Raw genomic sequence first — 16,834 nt, forward strand, 5'->3', positions numbered from 1 at the left:
ATAATAGCGCGCTTCCTATCCCGCCGGCTGGATGCGTGCGCGCACCCGCGCCGGATAGGTCTGCGTCATCCCGACCGCGCCGACGAGCACCACGATCGGGATCACCCAGTTGGTCCAGTCCCTGGTCGCCGGGACCTGGGCCGCCACGAAGCCGAGCACCGCGATCAGCGCGAACACCAACGCCCACATCAGCGTCAGCACGCGGTTGGTCTGCCGGAACGCCGGCTTCTCCCAGTCCTGCAGCGGCGGTGACACCCGCGCGTACTGCTCGGTGAACGGGGTGAACGCCAGCGACCCCAACGCCATCAGCGCGAGCACCCCGCTGGACAGGCTCGTGGAGTAGGTGTCCATCCAGTCCCGGTCGGCGGCGCCGAAGATCATGGCCACAGCCGTCACGGCGACGAAGAACACGATGGTCACGATCTCCAGGAGCCGCGGGCCGCCGAAGCCCATCGACACTCCGAGGATGATCGCCGACAGCACCGCACACAGCGCGCCGTACAGCCAGGTGCTCGGCCCCTCTGCCACCACCCAATAGATGATCCACGGCGCGAAACCCACCACGGGGCTGCGCTCGAACCAGTCGTCCACACCAGGAGACTAAGCGCAAGAGGGGGGTTAGGCCCGGGTCATTTCAAGCAACGCCCTTCTGCTTGAGCAGCGGGAGCACGCCCTCGGCGAACCAGTACGCCTCCTCGAGGTGCGGGTAGCCCGACAGGATGAACTCGTCGAACCCCACCGAGTGGTACTCGTAGATCAGGTCGGCGACCTCTTGATGGCTGCCGACCAGCGCCGTGCCCGCGCCCCCGCGCACCAGGCCGACGCCCGCCCACAGGTTGGGGTAGATCTCCAGCTTGTCGAGCCGGCCGCCGTGCAGGGCCGTCATCCGGCGCTGCCCCTCCGATTCCGATTTGGCGTGCAGCGCAGTCGCGTTCGCCACCTGGTCTTCGGTGAGCTCACCTACCAGCTCGTTCGCGACGGCCCACGCGGCGGCCGACGTGTCGCGGCTGATGGTGTGCAACCGGATCCCGAACCGCACCTTGCGGCCGCGTGCCTCGGCCAGCTTGCGCACTTGGTCGATCTTGGCCGCGGCGGCCTGCGGCGGCTCACCCCAGGTCAGATACACGTCGACGTACTCGGCCGCGACGGGCAGCGCGGCGGCCGACGATCCGCCGAAGTAGATCGCGGGCAACGGATCCGGTGGTGCCGACACCCTTGCGTCGGCCACCTCGTAGTAATCACCCTTGAAGTTCACCGACTCCTCGCGCCAGATCGAGGTCACCACGTTCAGGAATTCCGCTGTGCGGGAATAGCGTTCGTCATGTCCGAGCCAGTCGCCGAAGCGACGCTGCTCGACATCGTCGCCACCGCTGACGATGTTGAGCAGCACCCTGCCCTCCGAGAACCGTTGCAGCGTCGCGGTCTGCTGCGCAGCCAACGTCGGCGGGATGAGTCCCGGCCGGAACGCGACGAGGAACTTCAGCCGCTCGGTCTCGGCCAGCAGCGCCGCTGCGGTCAACCATGCGTCCTCGCACCAGGTTCCGGTCGGCGTCAGGACGCCCTCGTAACCGAGCCGGTCGGCGGCGCGGGCGACCTCGGCGAGGTAGCGGCGGGTGGGGGCCCGGTAGTTGTCGGGCACGATGTGATGCGAGGACGCGTGCGACGCACCGACGATCGAGCGGCTGTCACCGTTGGTTGGCAGGAACCAAAAAAATTTGGCAGGCAAGGGAACTCCTAGTTGGTGCTGATCAGCAGTGGCCGAAGGGCATCGTTGTAGCGGCGGTCGACCCAGTCGGCGAACTTCGGCGCGGCGGCGATCTGACCGGATTCGGCGAACAGGTCGGCGATCTTCTGTTCCGAGGCCACCACTTCGTCGTTGAGTTCGGTGGGCAGGCGCAGGCTGCGCGACTGCGACACCTCGGCGACCTTGAGGTCAAGACCGACCGCGGCCGCATAGCTGTTCGCCCATTCCGCCGGATGTGCCTGGGCCCACCCGGCGGCCTTCTCGAAGCGAATCAGCAAGTCGCCCAATGCGGTGTTGCGCTTGGGGTCGGCCAGCGTCTGGTCCGACGCGATGCCGAACCAGTAGCCGTTGGTGACGTCCTTGGCCTGCCCGATGCTGCGCACCGGCAGCTGCTTGGCGGCCTGCGCGGTGTAGGGATCCCAGATCGCCCAGGCGTCGGCCTCGCCGTTGGTGAAGGCGGACAGCGCATCGGCGGGCTGCAGGAACACCAACTGGACGTCGGCGGGTGTGAGGCCCGCGTTCTTCAGCTGGGCCAGGATGTGGCCGTGCGCGGAACTGCCCTTGCCGACCGCGATGCGCTTGCCTCGCAGTTCGGCGATGGACGTGATCGGCGAATCGGCGTGCACCAGCACCTGGTCACCGTTGCCCCCGCCGTTGTAGGCCGCCACGACCTTCACCTTCGCGTTGGACGCAGCGCCGAAGATCGGCGGTGTGTTGCCGGTGATCGCGAAGTCGATCTTGCCCGCGGTCGCGGCTTCGACCTGGGGTGGTCCGGAGGTGAACGTGGAGAACACCACCTTGTAGGGCAGATCGTCCAATGCCCCTGCGGCGCGCAGCAGCGCTTCCGTTCCGCCCTTCTGGTCACCGACCTGCAGGGTCACATCCGACAGTTCGCTCAACGGCACCGTGGCCGGGGCCTGCTGGGCGCCCGAACTGTCCTGCCGTGACACACATCCGGTCAACAGCAGGGCGAGCACGGCGATTACGGCGGCGAAGGTTCGCCACATTCGGGGCATGACTGTCCTCATCGGTCTTGGTATTCCGTCTAAATCTGGACGCCGAGCTTGTCGAGCAGTTCGGCGCGGTAGCGGCCCGTCTCCGCTGACGGGTCCGATGGCGAACGGCGCGGATCGTCGATGGTCAGCGTGTGCACCACGCGGCCTTCGTCGAGCACCACCACCCGGTCGGCGAGTGCGACCGCTTCGTCGACGTCATGGGTGACGAGCAGCACCCCGAATCCGTGTTCGCGCCACAGATCGAGCAACAGTTCCCGCATGCTCAACCGGGTCAGCGCGTCGAGGGCGCCGAACGGCTCGTCGAGCAGCAACAGCTCTGGATCGGCGACCAACGCTCTTGCCAACGAAACCCGTTGCGCCTGACCGCCGGACAGCGTGAGCGGCCAGACGCCAGCGCGGTCGGCGAGACCGACGTCGGCCAGCGCGCGGTCGGCGCGTGCCACGGTCTCCGCCTTCGACAGCCTGCTGCGGGTCAATCCATAGACGACGTTGGTTCGCACGTCGCGCCATGGGAACAGGCGCGGCTCTTGGAACGCCATCGCCGGTGCCCCTGCAACGACGCGTTCGCCGGTGTGGTCGGTGGACAGGCCCGACAACACCCGCAGCACCGTCGATTTGCCCGAACCGCTGCGGCCGATCAGCGCGACGATCTCACCCTTGCCGATCTGCAGGGATACGTCGACGAGGACGTGATGCCCTCCGTACCACTTGTCGACGTGGCGCAGTTCGCCTGCGGTGCCGGTCCTCCGTTCGGACGTAACGGTCACGAGCGGTACCTCAGGGCTCGACGTTCCATGGCGCGCACTCCTGCGTCGGTGCCGATGCCCAGCAGGGCATAGACGATCAGGCCGAAGATGATGATGTCGATGCGAAGGAAGTCGCGGGCGTTGTTGATCAGGAAGCCGATTCCCTTGTCGGCGTTGATCTGCTCGGCGACGATGAGGGTCAGCCAGGCGATCGCCAACGACTGACGAAACCCGACGAGCACCTGCGGTGCGGCGCTCGGCACGATGATGGTGCGGAACCGCTGCCAGAACGAGAAGCCGAGCACCTGGGCGGTTTCGAAGAGCTTGGGATCGACCTGGCGGATCGCCGAGAATGTGTTGAGGTACAGCGGGAAGCTGACGCCGAGTGCCACCAGCAGCACCTTGGGCAGCTCACCGATGCCGAACCACAGGATGAACAACGGGATCAGGCCGAGGTGCGGAAGTGCGCGGACCATCTGCATCGGCGGGTCGACGGTCGCCTCGAACCATCGGGACAGGCCCACCGCGGTGCCCAGCACGACGCCGATCACCCCGCCGAGGATGAGGCCTTCCACCACCCGGATCCCCGATACCCGCAGCGCATCGACGAGTTGGCCGTTCTTGATCAGTTCGATTCCGGCCTCGAGGATCAGCGACGGGGCGGGCAGTACATCCTGAGAGATCAACCCGATGGCGCTGCCCAACTGCCACAACGCCAGCAGCAGAATCGGGGACAACAGCCGGATAAGGCCCCACTTGCGCTGCCGCGGGCCCGTTTTGGCCGTCGGCGAAGCCACCGTGGTCACGGCGGCGGGCTGGACGGGAGTGGTCACGATGCAGCGACCCTACGCATCGGCGCGAGGGGCGTGAAGGGTTCCACTCTGCCTGATACAAAGGGAACGGCCCTGCTGGCAATGCCAGCAGGGCCGTTCGATGAGCGGTTCGCGTCAGGCGAAGCGCGTGTTGCCCGTGACCAGATCACCGGTGACGTCGGTCCCGTTGATCTTCGAGGTCAGCTTGTTGTTCGCCAGCTTCACCGACTGGTCGGCCTGCTGCAGGATCCGCTTGCTGCGGACTTGACTCTGGAACTGCTGGTTGTTGAGCTGCTGCAGTTCGGCCTGCTCGAAGTCGCGGCCGGTGATGCCGCCGTTGAACTGCACACCGGTCACCGAACCGTCGGGACGCACGATCCAGGAGGCGCGCACGCCGTTGAGTGCCGCCGTGTACATGCCTGCAGGCGAGGACACGGGAGCGGCGGTGAAGTCGTAGCTGATGCCGTTCATCGTCAGGTCGCCCTTGACGTCGGAGCCGGTGAACGACGCGTTGAGCGTGTCGCGGAACTTGTTCTTGATGTCGATGGCGCCGTTGGTCTGATTGCCGAAGAACCACGCCTCATCGTCGACGCCGTTGCAGGCATAGGCGGTGATGTCGTTGCCGTCGACGGAGATTCCGATGGCCATCTTCTTTCCGTCCTTCTCGATGTCGGCCATGTACCTGGCCGACGTGGGGAAGGGCGCGGCCGTCGCGGGTGCCGCAGAGGACGGCGCCTGCGAGGGCGTCGCTTCCGTGGACGAGCCGCTCGAGCAGGCGGTCAGGGTGCCCAGCGCGAGCATCGCGCTGACACCGATGAGCAGGGTGCGGAACTGTTTTCTCATGTCACCAGCATGGATCGCGCTGCGCGGCGGTGCATGGAGAAAGCATGGAGATTGCATGGAGATCTGAGCGCCGCAGTTCCCCGCGATCAGTCAGCGACGAACGCCTCGACCTCGGAGCAGAACACCTGCCACGCGGGCTCTGTCTCGGTCAGTAGGTGATTGTTGCTCGAAAGCGCCACCATGCGCGAATCCGGTATCAGGGCGGCCAATTCCTCGCCATAGCGCATCGGCACCCGGTGGTCGTCGCGGGAGTGCATGATCAGCGTCGGGCATGACACCTGTTGCGCCAGGTCGCGTACGTCGATGCGGGCGAACTCTTCGAGGAAGCGCACCGCGTTCTCCGGGGAAGTGGTGCGGCGCTGCAGGTGGTCGAACGCCTCCCAGTCAGCGCGGGAGCCGTCGGGCAGGAACTGCGCGGCGAACACCTGCCGGAATGCGGGATCATCGCGACCCCATCCGACCCTTGCGAGGTCGAGATCCAGTGCGGCCGCGCGCCTTTCCGCGTCGTCGATGGCACGCACGGCACGTCCCCGTGCGTACGACGAGCACAGGATGAGCTTGGTGACCTGCTCGGGGTGTTTGGCCGCGTAGGCCACCGCCACCGCGCTGCCCTGCGAAACCCCGAGAAGCGGAAATCGTTCCAGCCCGAGCGCTTCGACCACCGACTCCAGATCCGTCACCCAGTCGTCGAACGTGAAATCGGCCGCTTCCCAATCGGATAGCCCACAACCGCGTTCGTCGTACCGGATGAAGGTATGGCGGGCGGCGAGGTCGCGAACCCAGTGCCGCCAGACGGGGCTCTCGATGTCGTAACCCAGGTGGGTCATCCAGTTCGCCGCCCGGACCAGGGGCGGGCCCTCCCCTGCGACCGCATACGCCAACCGAACACCGTCGGCCGCACGGCAGAACGCGATGTGCTGGCGCGGCGGCGGCGCCGATTCAGGCACCGCGGGTGTCGCCTCTGCCGTGTCTACTGCGATGGTGCCGACGAACTGATAGCCACGGCCGCGCACGGTCCGGATGTAGCGCTGCGACTCGCCGTCATCGCCGAGCGCGTGCCGCACCGCCTTGATCCGGCTCGTCAGTGCCGCCTCGCCGACGAACCGGCCGCCCCACACCGTGTCGAACAACTCTTCCTTGGTGACGAACCGGTCGTGGTTGCTGACCAGATGGGTCATGACGTCGAACACCTGCGGTTCGACCTTGATCACGTCGCCATCTCGACGCAGTTCGTAACGGGCGGTGTCCAACGCGAAGTCGTCGAACCGCCACACCCGGCCGGCCGGGGCCGGTTCCGGGGTTGACTCGGTTGACGACAGGGTCACTTCGTTCCGATCTCGAGGTTGGCGATCTCGCATTTCTGCTCGTCGCCATCGTAGCTGTGAGCCGTGTATACAAGCGAGATCGCGACGACGACAGGCGTCAGCGCCAGCCGTCGGCCGCCTTGGCCGCGCGCATCAGCGCGTCGCACAGTTCGCGCAGCTCGAAGCCCTCGGCTCCTTCATCGATGGCCGTTGCGAGGTCCTCGGCGGCGCACCGGACCTCGAAGACGCGATCGGACAGCTCAGAGGCTTCATCCGCGGTCAGGACCACCGAGTCGGGCGACAACGACGTGCCCTTCACCAAGGCGCGTTGCTCGTAGGCGCGTTGCCGACACGACTGACGGCAGTACTGCCTGCGCCTGCCCAATTCGGCGTCGGCGACCTCGCGGCCACACCAGCGGCATGGCTGCGCACGACTGCGTCGTTTGGTTCCGGGCGCCACGGAACCCGACTCTAAACCGCTGGCAGCTCCGATCCCGGTATCATGGGTGGCTGAGTCGGGAACTTCGCGTCATTCGAATGCGTTGATTCCCCGGACGAATCGCATGACAAGGAGATGTTGACGATGGCTGATCGTGTCTTGAGGGGCAGTCGCCTCGGAGCCGTGAGCTACGAGACCGACCGCAACCACGACTTGGCGCCGCGTCAGGTCGCGCGCTACCGCACCGACAACGGCGAGATCTTCGAGGTGCCGTTCGCCGATGACGCCGAGATCCCCGGCACCTGGCCGTGCCGCAACGGCATGGAGGGCGCCCTCATCGATGGCGACGTGCCCGAGCCCAAGAAGGCCAAGCCGCCGCGCACCCACTGGGACATGCTGCTGGAGCGCCGCTCGGTCGAGGAGCTCGACGAGTTGCTCAAGGAGCGCCTCGACATCATCAAGACCCGCCGCCGCGGTTAGTTAGCGCACGACGCCGCGGGCGCGATCGAGGCGCCCGCGCAGACCCCATTCGGCGACCTTGAAGATCGCCTCGCGGATGTTCGACCCGCTCATCTTGGATTGACCGAGCTCCCGCTCGGTGAACGTGATGGGCACTTCAACGACGTCGAATCCCGCGCTGATGGCGCGCCAGGTCAGGTCGATCTGGAAGCAGTAGCCCTTGGAGTCGACGGCGCCGAGGTCGATCTTCTCGAGAACCTCGCGCCGATAAGCGCGGTACCCCGCGGTGATGTCCTTGATGTCGACGCCGAGGAGGACTCGTGAGTACCCGTTGGCGGTCTGCGAAAGCACCATGCGCCTGCGGGGCCAGTTGCGCACCGTTCCACCGGGGACGTAGCGCGAGCCGATCGCCAGGTCGGCGCCCCCGTCGACGGCGTCGAGCAGCCGGTACAGCTCTTCTGGGGCGTGTGAACCGTCGGCGTCCATCTCCACCAGCACCGAGTAGCCGCGGCCAAGGCCCCAGGCGAACCCGGCCAGGTAGGCGGCCCCGAGGCCGCCCTTGGTGGTGCGGTGCATGACGTGGATGCGGTCCGGGTCGGCCAGCGACAGCTCGTTGGCCAGTTCGCCCGTGCCGTCCGGGCTGCCGTCGTCGACGACGAGGACGTGGACGTCGGGTCGCGCAGCGTGCACCCGGCCCACGATGAGCGGCAGATTCTCCCGCTCGTTGTAGGTCGGAATGATGACCAACGTGCGCTGACTCCGGCGGTCGCCCCCAGCGGTCACGCGCGATCCCGCTGCGCTTCTCGCTCCACGGTCATGCGCGATCCCGCTGCGCTTCTCGCTCCATCATCATTTGGCCCCTTCGCCGTCGGTCGCCTTCTTGCGGCGACGCACGAAGCTCCCATTGTGCAGTATCGCCGCGGCCAGGGACGCAACACCGATCGCAACGAGTAGTGCTTGGACGATCGGACCCCACTTGGTTGCGGGCGTGAGGTCTGACTTGAGTCGGATCTGACTATCCAGGTAGGCAGGCTCGAAGAAGGCGGTGCTGGCCAGCTCGTGGCCGTCCGGCGCGATCACCGCGCTGATGCCGGTCGTGCCCGACACCACCGTGTAGCGATCGTGCTCGACGGCACGCAACCGGGCGAACGCGAGCTGCTGGGCGCTCATCGACTCGGTGAACGTGGCGTTGTTGGCCGGTACCGCGAGCATTTGTGCGCCGTTGAGGACGGACTCGCGGGCGGCGCGGTCGAAGATCACCTCCCAGCACGTGGTGACCCCGATCGGGATGCCAGCGGCGGTGACCACTCCATTGCCGGTGCCAGGCACGAAGTAGCCGGCCCTGTCGGCGAACGACGACAGGTGAGCGAAGAAACTGCGAAACGGCAGATATTCGCCGAACGGCTGCACGATCTGCTTGTCGTGCCGCTCGCCGGGACCGCTCTGCCCGTCCCACACGATCACCGAGTTGGTCGACACCGGGTTGTCGCGCGTGTAGCCGGGCGCGGCGAGAACGGCGCCGACCAAAATCGGCGCGTGCACCGCGTCGGCGGCCGCCGAGATGACCTCGGCCGCGTCGCGATTCCTGATCGGGTCGATGTCCGACGAGTTCTCCGGCCAGATCACGACCGCGGGCTGCGGCGCCCGGCCCGCGCGCACGTCTTCGGCGAGTTGCATCGTCTCGCGAACGTGGTTGTCGAGCACCGCGCGCCGCTGGGCGTTGAACTCCAGCCCCAGTCGCGGCACGTTGCCCTGCACCGCGGCGATCGTGACCGGAGGGTCGTCACCGGCCCCTAGTCCGGACTGGCGCACGTGCGGGCCCGCCAGCGCCACGGTGAGCAGAACGACCACGATGCAGACGCCGGGCACCACCACGGCGGGCCGCGCTGCGGTGGTGTGAGGAGTGTGGCGCCACCACTGCACGCCCTCCATCACGATCGCCACCAGGCAGAAACCGATCAGCACGACGGCGAACGACACCAGCGGCGCACCGCCGAAGTGCGCGATGGGCAGCAGCGGGCTGTCGGTCTGGCCGAATCCGACCACGCCCCAAGGGAATCCGCCGAACGGCACGGTCGACTTCAACCACTCCATCAGCGCCCACAGACCCGCGAACGCCAGTGGCCAACCTGGCAGCCGCCGCACGGCGATGGCCAAGAGGCCGAACAGACCGGGGAACAGGGCCTCCATGGTCGACAGCGCCAGCCACGGAATAGGGCCAACCAACCCGCTGATCCAGGGCAACAGCGGTACGTAGAACGCCAGACCGAAGAGAAATCCGTAGCCGAACCCGCCTGCGGGCGTGGTGTCCGGGTGGGTCAACACCCAGGCCAGCAACGCGAACGCGGCGAACGCCAGGTACCACCACCCGAACGGCGGAAAGCTCAGGCACAGCAGCAAACCCGCGCCGAGGGCGGCGGCCAGGCGCAGCGCCCGCGGCTCCAATGCCTGGCGCAACCGGGCGGCGATCCGTGCCCATCGCGTGGCCACGGCGGGGGTCTCGTCGGCGTCGGGAGCGCCCGTTTCCCGTTCTTCGGTGTCGTTGCCCTCCTCGACAGTGACGTCCTCGTCGACGGTGACGTCCTCGTCGACGGTGACGTCCTCGTCGACGTCGTCGCGCACCGCGGGAAGGATCTCGGTGGCGTCACCGGGCCGGGACCAATCGCGCCTGCGCTTCCGATCAGCCATGGATGGTGACACCCCGGAGCACCGTCTGGCGGCACGTCGGCAGCGGATCGTCGGTGCCGAGCGGGGGCAGTGCGGGCACCCGCGACCGCGGGTCGGTGGACCAACGCTGCACGGTGTCGGCCGGCGCCGCGACCTCTAGTCCCTCGCGTCCGCCTGGGACGTCCCACACCGCGTAGCTCGCGGCCGCGCCAGGAGCCAGCGTCCCCGTGACGCCGTCGCGCACCCCGCCTGCGCGCCAGGCGCCGCGGGTGGCGGCCCCGAACGCCGCGCGGGCCGAGATCGCGCTGCCCTGCGTCTGATGTCGTATCGCGGCGCGCACGGTCGACCATGGATTCATGCTGGTCACAGGACTGTCCGAGCCGAAGGCGATGGGCACGCCTTGGGATGCTAACAGGGCGAACGGATTGAGCATTCTGGCTCGGTCCGCACCCAGTCGCTGGGCATACATGCCGTGCTCCCCGCCCCAGGCCGCGTCGAAGTTCGGTTGCACGCTGGCCACGACGCCCAACGCGCCGAGCCGGCCCGCCTGCTCTGGCGTGACCATCTCCAGATGCTCCAATCGGTGGCCGCACCGGGCGACGGCGGGGCCGCCAAACCGGTCCGCGACGCGGTCCAGCGAGTCGACCACCGCCGCGACTGCGGCGTCGCCGATGACGTGGAACCCTGCCGTGATTCCGGCCTCGGTGCACGCGCTCAGATGTGCTTCGACGGCCTCGGCGTCCAGGTAGGCGTTGCCGCAGGTGTGCGGCGCGTCGGCGTAGGGCTCTTGCAGCCACGCGGTGCGCGATCCGAGCGCCCCGTCGATGAAGAGGTCACCGGCCAACCCGTTGACGCCGGTCTCGGCGTGCAGCGCTCGCGCCTCGGCTGCGGTACGCACGGCCTCACCCCAGTAGCCGACGATCTCGACGCCGTGGTCGAGCGTGCGCAGCGCATGCCAGTCGTCGATGCCACCGATCTCCGGTCCCGCACATTCGTGCACTGCGACGATGCCGGAACGCGCCGCGAGGTCCAGCGCGGCGACGCGGGCCTGGTGTAACTGGTTGGGCGTCAACAGCTCCCGAGCCGCAGCCCTTACCAGGTGGTGGGCGTCGGCGGTGAGCGGCCGTTGCGGGTCGTAACCGGACGCTGCCGCAAGGCCCGGCACCAGGTGCCGCAGCCCCGTGGACGCGACCGCGGAGTGCACGTCGACCCGCGCGAGGTACGCCGGCCTGCCCCCGAGGACGGCGTCCAGCTCCTTGGTGGTCGGCGGAGCGCTTGTCGGCCAATCGGTTTCGTCCCAACCGTGCCCCCAGATGAGGCCGTCAGGGTGACTGCGCGCGTATTCGGTGACGCGCCGGAGCAGGTCGTCCAGTGAGGTGGCCGCGTGCAGGTCGAGGCCGACGACGGACAGTCCCGTCGCGGTGAGGTGGACGTGGCTGTCGACGAAGGCGGGGGCGACGAAGCCGCCGTCCAGGTCGATGACGTCGGCATCGGGGAACTGCACGCGCCCGACGTCGTCGGTGCCGAGCCACGCCACGATCCCGTCGCTCACGGCCATCGCGGTGGCATCGGGCATTGCCGGGCTGTGCACGCGCCCGTTGACGAGGAGCGTGGAGTTGGGAAGCCGCGTCAAGTTAGTCGGTGCGCCGCGGCAGGTAGCGCAACTCGACGGCGTCAGGCTCCCCGTCGCTTCGCTCGCCCCAGACGGTGGCATCGTGGACGTCACCGTCGACGACGTCCACGACCTCACCGTCGATGTAGTCGCCGCGGCCCGGCCGATTTGGCGCGACGCCCACGTTGTTCACGACCAACGGGACGCGGAACAGCCCGCGGGCGGCCAACGTCGCGACGGCCGGACGTGCCAGCGCGCGGGTGGGTGGCAGGAGCAGCAGGACGCCAAGCGCGGTCGTGACGAGCCCTGGCACCACCGTCAGGATGCTGCCAAGCGCGACCAGGACACCGTCGGACAGGGCGCCGCGGGGCGCGGCCAGACCTGACTGCAGTCGCTGGATCTGGCGCTTGACCTGCGAACCGGCCAGCGCGAGACCCAGCGCGAAGGTGCCGACCAGCAGGAGCACGGTCCAGCCGAAGCCGATCGTGGACGCCAGTCCGACCACCACCGCCAGCTCGACGAGGGCGTAGACGAGGAACAGCCGCATAGCCATGAAGTATCAACGCGCGATGGGACCCAGGGGTTCCTAAGGCGTCGACTCCGCCGCTCGTACTTCGATGGCGGCGTGGATCTTGTCGACGCCGCCGCGCACGAACGCCTGCGGGACCCACCACCACGCGTGCCACCAGTAACGCCTGGTCACCAGGTCGAACACCGGCCGGGTCTCGGACTTCGGCAGATTGCGGGCGACGGCCTCGACCGGCTCACCCTTGGGCTTGCCGAGCACGCCGCACTTCTGGATGGTGACCCGCGGGGTGTTGTTGATCCGCTTGGTCTTCCACGACCCGGCGTCGGTGCTGATCAGCAGTTTGCCGTCGTTGGGCACACCCCAGATGGCGGTGGGCTTGGGCCTGCCGTCCTTGGTGAAGGTGGTCAGCAGGATGTACTTGGACTTGGCGACGTCGGCGAATGTCTCGGGCACGCCTCAGACCGCAGCCAACTCGATGGTCACGTTGTTCTTCATTCCCCCGCGCAGCTTGGAGAAGACGTTGAACACCTTGCCGACTACCCCGTATCTCTTGCCGATCGCGTCGTAGGTCGCTGCGTTGGCCGACTTGTCCAGGATGGCGGCGGTGGCGTCGACCGTCTCACCCTTGAGATTTCCGGTTCGATCACACGGGGCGATGGTCACGCGCGGCGTGTTGCGGATCCGCTTGACCTTCCACGACGTCTCCTGGGTGATGACGACCAAGCGGTCACCATCCGGTGCGGCCCAGATGGCCGTCGGCTTGGGTCTGCCGTCCTTGGTGAACGTGGTTAGCAGGATGTATTCCGACTTGGCGACGTCGGCAAAGGTCACTGGCATGGCACCAAACTTACCGGTGCCGGGCCGCTAGCCCTCGAGGTCACCCTCGGTCTCCAGCAGAACCCTGCGCAGCCCGTCGAGCGTCGACGCCTCAGGCTGTGCCCACATTCCGCGACCTGCGGCCTCGAGCAACCGTTCCGCCATGCCGTGCAGCGCCCACGGGTTGGATTCGGCCATGAACTTGCGGTTCTCGTCGTCGAGCACGTACTCCCCCGCCAGCCGCTCGTACATCCAGTCCGCCATCACGCCTGCGGTGGCGTCGTAGCCGAACAGGTAGTCGACGGTGGCGGCCATCTCGAACGCACCCTTGTAGCCGTGCCTGCGCATCGCCGTCATCCAGCGCGGGTTGACCACGCGGGCCCGGAACACCCGGGTGGTCTCCTCCGACAAGGTGCGGGTGCGGACGGCGTCGGGGCGGGTGTTGTCGCCGATGTAGGCGGCGGGCGCCTGCCCGGTCAGCGCACGGACCGTGGCCACCATGCCGCCGTGGTACTGGAAGTAGTCGTCGGAGTCGGCGATGTCGTGCTCGCGGGTGTCGGTGTTCTTCGCCGCCACCGCAATCCGCCGGTACTGGCGGTTCATGTCGTCGGCAGCCGACACCCCGTCGAGACCGCGCCCGTAGGCGAAACCGCCCCACGCGGTGTAGACCTCGGCCAGATCGGCGTCGTCGCGCCAGTTCTTGCTGTCGATCAGCTGCAGCAGGCCTGCGCCGTACGTGCCTGGCCTCGAGCCGAAGATCCTGGTCGTCGCGCGACGCTGGTCGCCGTGGTCGGCGAGGTCGGCCTTGGAGTGTGCTCGGACGTAGTTGGCCTCGTCGGGTTCGTCGAGGTCGGCGACGAGGCGGACGGCGTCGTCGAGCATCGTCACGACGTGCGGGAACGCGTCGCGGAAGAAGCCAGAGATCCGGACGGTGACGTCGATGCGGGGCCGGTCCAGCTCCGCCATCGTCATCGCCTCGAGGTCGACGACCCGGCGCGACGCGTCATCCCACACCGGTCGAACACCAAGCAGCGCAAGGACTTCGGCGATGTCATCGCCGGACGTACGCATCGCCGAGGTGCCCCATACCGACAGGCCGACCGACTGCGGCCAGCGCCCGTAGTCATCGCGGTAACGGGCCAACAGCGAATCGGCCATCGCCACGCCGGTGTCCCACGCCAGCCGCGACGGCACCGCCTTGGGATCGACGGAGTAGAAGTTCCTGCCCGTCGGCAGCACGTTGACCAGCCCGCGCAGCGGCGATCCCGACGGGCCCGCGGCGATGAACCTTCCATCGAGGGCACGCAGCACCTGGTCGATCTCCGCCGAGGTGCCTGCGAGCCGGGGCACAACCTCGGTGGCCGCGAATCGCAGCACCGTCGCGACGTTCGGGTCGTCGGTCAGCCGATCGACCTGCTCGGCATCCCAACCGGTCTGTTGCAGCGCAGCCACCAGCGCGCGCGCTTTCTCCTCGGCGTCGTCGACGGCACCTCGGATGTCGGTGCCGTCCTCGGCAAGCCCCAGCGCCTGCCGCAGCCCGGGGACCGAGCTGTCGCCGCCGAACAACTGGCGTGCACGCAGGATCGCCAGCACCAGGTCCACCTGCGGCTCGCCCGCGGGTGCCTGTCCGAGGATGTGCAGGCCATCCCGGATCTGGACGTCCTTGATCTCGCACAACCAGCCGTCGACGTGCAGCAGCATTTCGTCGAAGACGTCCTCGTCGGGCCGGTCCTCGAGCCCGAGGTCGTGGTCCATCTTCGCCGCGCGCATCAGCGTCCAGATCTGCTGACGGATGGCGGGCAGCTTGCCGGGATCGAGGGTCGCGATGTTGGCGTGCTCGTCGAGCAGTTGCTCCAGCCGGGCGATGTCGCCGTAGCTTTCGGCGCGCGCCATCGGCGGGATGAGGTGGTCGATGAGCGTGGCGTGTGCCCGGCGCTTGGCCTGTGTGCCCTCACCGGGATCGTTGACCAGGAACGGGTAAATGAGCGGCAAGTCACCGAGCGCGGCGTCGGTGCCGCACGTCGCCGACATGCCCAGCGTCTTGCCTGGCAGCCACTCGAGGTTGCCGTGCTTGCCGAGGTGCACCACCGCGTCGGCACCGAAGCCGCCTTCGGCCGCCGACCGGTTGAGCCAGTGATACGCGGCCAGATAGTGGTGGCTGGGCGGCAGGTCGGGATCGTGATAGATCGCGACCGGGTTCGCACCGAATCCGCGTGGCGGCTGCACCAGCAGCACGGTGTTGCCTGCCTGCATGGCGGCGATGACGATCTCGCCGTCCGGATCGGCGCTGCGGTCCACGAAGAGTTCGCCGGGCGGCGGCCCCCAGTGTTCGACGATCTGATCGGTCAGCGCGGCAGGCAGGGTGGCGAACCATTCGCGATACACCTTGGCGGGCAACCGGATCGGGTTTCCGACCAACTGTCCCTCGGTCAGCCAGTCCGGGTCCTGGCCGCCGCGTTCGATCAATGCGTGAATGAGGGCGTCGCCGTCCTGGGCGTCGACGCCCGGCACGTCGCCGATCAGGTAGCCGGCGTGGCGCATCGCCCGCAGCAGCGCCACCGCGCTGGCCGGGGTGTCCAAGCCGACGGCGTTGCCGATGCGGGCGTGCTTGGTCGGGTACGCCGAGAAGACGACGGCCACCCGCTTCTGCTCGGCGGGAATCGTGCGGAGCCTGGCATGCCGAACGGCGAGTCCGGCCACCCTGGCACATCGTTCGGGATCGCCGACGTAGGAGATCAGCCCTTCGGCGTCGATCTCCTTGAACGAGAACGGGACCGTGATGATGCGGCCGTCGAACTCCGGGACCGCGACCTGGGTCGCGACGTCGAGCGGGCTGAGACCCTCGTCGCTGCCGTCCCACTGGGCGCGGGACGTGGTCAGACACAGGCCCTGCAGGATCGGGACGTCGAGTGCCGCCAGGTGGGCGACGTTCCAGCTGTCGTCGTCACCGCCGGCTCCGACGGTGGCGGGTACGGCGCCGCCTGCGGCCAGCACCGTCACCACCATCGCGTCGGCGCCTGCGAGGGTGTCGAGCAGTTCGGGGGCGGGGGTGCGCAGTGACGCGCAGTACAGCGGCAGCGCGCGACCGCCTGCCGATTCGATGGCCTGGCACAGCGATTCGACGTAGGCGGTGTTGCCTGCCAACTGCTGGGCGCGGTAGAAGAGCACTGCGATGGTCGGGCCGTCGTCATTCGTCGACGCCCGTTCGAGGACGCCCCAGCTGGGAAGGGTCACCGGCGGCTCGAACCCGAAGCCGGTCATCAGCACGGTGTCGCTCAGGAAGGAATGAAGGTTGGCAAGGTTTTCTATGCCGCCCTGGGCCAGGTAGACGTGCGTCTGCAGCGCGATGCCCGCGGGCACGTTGGAGCGGTCCATGAGCTCGGCGTCGGGCGCCTGTTCGCCGCTGACCACGACCGCGGGAACACCGCTGGCCAGAACCGCGTCGATGCCGTCCTCCCATGCGCGGAACCCGCCCAGGATGCGCACCACCACGACGTCGACGCCGCCCATCAGCTCGGTCAGGTCATCGACCAGCAGCCGGGACGGATTGGCCCACCGATAGCGGGCGCCGCTGGTGCGGGCCGTGATCAGATCGGTGTCGGACGTCGACAGCAACAGAACGGTTGGCGACGACTTTGGGTCCTGATCAGCGTCCTGAACGGCTTGGGGCACGCACCATTCGTACCGCACCGACCTCACGGGTTGTGACGTCGGTGCGGCTGGTCAGTCAGCGGTCGGAGTTGCCCCAGCGGCTGTACCACGACTGCGGGTACGGCTGGCCGGCGGCGGCGATGAGCACGGCAACGACGGCAAAGAACACGATGAGTCCGAACATTTCAATCCTCCT

Annotated in this window: 16 protein-coding genes; 1 reads left to right on the forward strand and 15 read right to left on the reverse strand. The window is 67.9% G+C overall.

Annotation, left to right across the window (positions count from 1 at the left end):
* Positions 1-15: 15 nt before the first annotated feature.
* From HNP02_RS06455 to HNP02_RS06490, 8 genes are all read right to left on the reverse strand, one after another.
* A complete protein-coding gene (locus HNP02_RS06455) occupies positions 16-591 on the reverse strand; it encodes a hypothetical protein (protein ID WP_184436241.1) in 576 nt (191 codons plus the stop codon).
* Between the two features lie 43 nt (positions 592-634).
* Positions 635-1,726 carry an LLM class flavin-dependent oxidoreductase gene (locus HNP02_RS06460; RefSeq protein ID WP_184436243.1) on the reverse strand — a complete coding sequence of 364 codons (1,092 nt, stop codon included), beginning with the start codon at positions 1,724-1,726 and terminating at the stop codon, positions 635-637.
* A gap of 8 nt (positions 1,727-1,734) precedes the next feature.
* Complete coding sequence (locus tag HNP02_RS06465) at positions 1,735-2,760, reverse strand: ABC transporter substrate-binding protein (protein WP_184436245.1); 1,026 nt, start codon at positions 2,758-2,760, stop codon at positions 1,735-1,737.
* Between the two features lie 29 nt (positions 2,761-2,789).
* Positions 2,790-3,527 carry an ABC transporter ATP-binding protein gene (locus HNP02_RS06470; protein WP_184436247.1) on the reverse strand — a complete coding sequence of 246 codons (738 nt, stop codon included), beginning with the start codon at positions 3,525-3,527 and terminating at the stop codon, positions 2,790-2,792.
* Complete coding sequence (locus HNP02_RS06475) at positions 3,524-4,312, reverse strand: ABC transporter permease (RefSeq protein ID WP_309241450.1); 789 nt, start codon at positions 4,310-4,312, stop codon at positions 3,524-3,526. The genes HNP02_RS06470 and HNP02_RS06475 overlap by 4 nt, the downstream gene beginning before the upstream one ends.
* Before the next feature lie 141 nt (positions 4,313-4,453).
* Complete coding sequence (locus HNP02_RS06480; protein ID WP_184436249.1) at positions 4,454-5,161, reverse strand: hypothetical protein; 708 nt, start codon at positions 5,159-5,161, stop codon at positions 4,454-4,456.
* Between the two features lie 86 nt (positions 5,162-5,247).
* Positions 5,248-6,486, reverse strand: coding sequence for an alpha/beta fold hydrolase (locus tag HNP02_RS06485; protein ID WP_309241436.1), 1,239 nt, complete (start codon positions 6,484-6,486; stop codon positions 5,248-5,250).
* Between the two features lie 97 nt (positions 6,487-6,583).
* Positions 6,584-6,925, reverse strand: a complete 342-nt coding sequence (locus tag HNP02_RS06490) for a hypothetical protein (protein ID WP_184436253.1) — start codon at positions 6,923-6,925, stop codon at positions 6,584-6,586.
* Between the two features lie 123 nt (positions 6,926-7,048).
* Here HNP02_RS06490 and HNP02_RS06495 point away from each other — a divergent pair, with 123 nt between their 5' ends.
* Entirely contained in the window at positions 7,049-7,384 is a 336-nt protein-coding gene (locus HNP02_RS06495) for an RNA polymerase-binding protein RbpA (protein WP_029117540.1), read from the forward strand.
* Here HNP02_RS06495 and HNP02_RS06500 read toward each other — a convergent pair whose 3' ends face one another.
* From HNP02_RS06500 to cobN, 7 genes are all read right to left on the reverse strand, one after another.
* Positions 7,385-8,146, reverse strand: coding sequence for a polyprenol monophosphomannose synthase (locus tag HNP02_RS06500; RefSeq protein ID WP_184436255.1), 762 nt, complete (start codon positions 8,144-8,146; stop codon positions 7,385-7,387).
* Positions 8,147-8,212: 66 nt separating this feature from the next.
* Entirely contained in the window at positions 8,213-10,051 is a 1,839-nt protein-coding gene (gene lnt, locus HNP02_RS06505) for an apolipoprotein N-acyltransferase (RefSeq protein WP_184436257.1), read from the reverse strand.
* Entirely contained in the window at positions 10,044-11,606 is a 1,563-nt protein-coding gene (locus HNP02_RS06510) for an amidohydrolase (protein WP_255506236.1), read from the reverse strand. Before HNP02_RS06510 ends, lnt begins: the two co-directional genes overlap by 8 nt.
* 58 nt (positions 11,607-11,664) lie before the next feature.
* A complete protein-coding gene (locus HNP02_RS06515) occupies positions 11,665-12,195 on the reverse strand; it encodes an FxsA family protein (protein WP_184436261.1) in 531 nt (176 codons plus the stop codon).
* A 33-nt stretch (positions 12,196-12,228) separates the two neighbouring features.
* Entirely contained in the window at positions 12,229-12,624 is a 396-nt protein-coding gene (locus tag HNP02_RS06520) for a PPOX class F420-dependent oxidoreductase (RefSeq protein ID WP_184436263.1), read from the reverse strand.
* A gap of 3 nt (positions 12,625-12,627) precedes the next feature.
* Positions 12,628-13,008 carry a PPOX class F420-dependent oxidoreductase gene (locus tag HNP02_RS06525; protein ID WP_184436265.1) on the reverse strand — a complete coding sequence of 127 codons (381 nt, stop codon included), beginning with the start codon at positions 13,006-13,008 and terminating at the stop codon, positions 12,628-12,630.
* A gap of 27 nt (positions 13,009-13,035) precedes the next feature.
* Positions 13,036-16,659 (reverse strand): cobaltochelatase subunit CobN, encoded by a 3,624-nt coding sequence (gene cobN, locus HNP02_RS06530; RefSeq protein ID WP_184436266.1) that lies wholly within the window; start codon positions 16,657-16,659, stop codon positions 13,036-13,038.
* Positions 16,660-16,834: the final 175 nt, after the last annotated feature.

Source organism: Mycobacterium sp. AZCC_0083, assembly GCF_014202335.1.
GTDB lineage: Bacteria > Actinomycetota > Actinomycetes > Mycobacteriales > Mycobacteriaceae > Mycobacterium.

What these genes read in the sequence shown, in the direction of transcription:
- HNP02_RS06510 (WP_255506236.1), bottom strand. Translation starts at nt 11,606, where the DNA reads ATGCCCGATGCCACCGCGATGGCCGTGAGCGACGGGATCGTGGCGTGG.
- HNP02_RS06465 (WP_184436245.1), bottom strand. Translation starts at nt 2,760, where the DNA reads ATGCCCCGAATGTGGCGAACCTTCGCCGCCGTAATCGCCGTGCTCGCC.
- HNP02_RS06525 (WP_184436265.1), bottom strand. Translation starts at nt 13,008, where the DNA reads ATGCCAGTGACCTTTGCCGACGTCGCCAAGTCGGAATACATCCTGCTA.
- lnt (WP_184436257.1), bottom strand. Translation starts at nt 10,051, where the DNA reads ATGGCTGATCGGAAGCGCAGGCGCGATTGGTCCCGGCCCGGTGACGCC.
- HNP02_RS06480 (WP_184436249.1), bottom strand. Translation starts at nt 5,161, where the DNA reads ATGAGAAAACAGTTCCGCACCCTGCTCATCGGTGTCAGCGCGATGCTC.
- HNP02_RS06495 (WP_029117540.1), top strand. Translation starts at nt 7,049, where the DNA reads ATGGCTGATCGTGTCTTGAGGGGCAGTCGCCTCGGAGCCGTGAGCTAC.
- HNP02_RS06515 (WP_184436261.1), bottom strand. Translation starts at nt 12,195, where the DNA reads ATGGCTATGCGGCTGTTCCTCGTCTACGCCCTCGTCGAGCTGGCGGTG.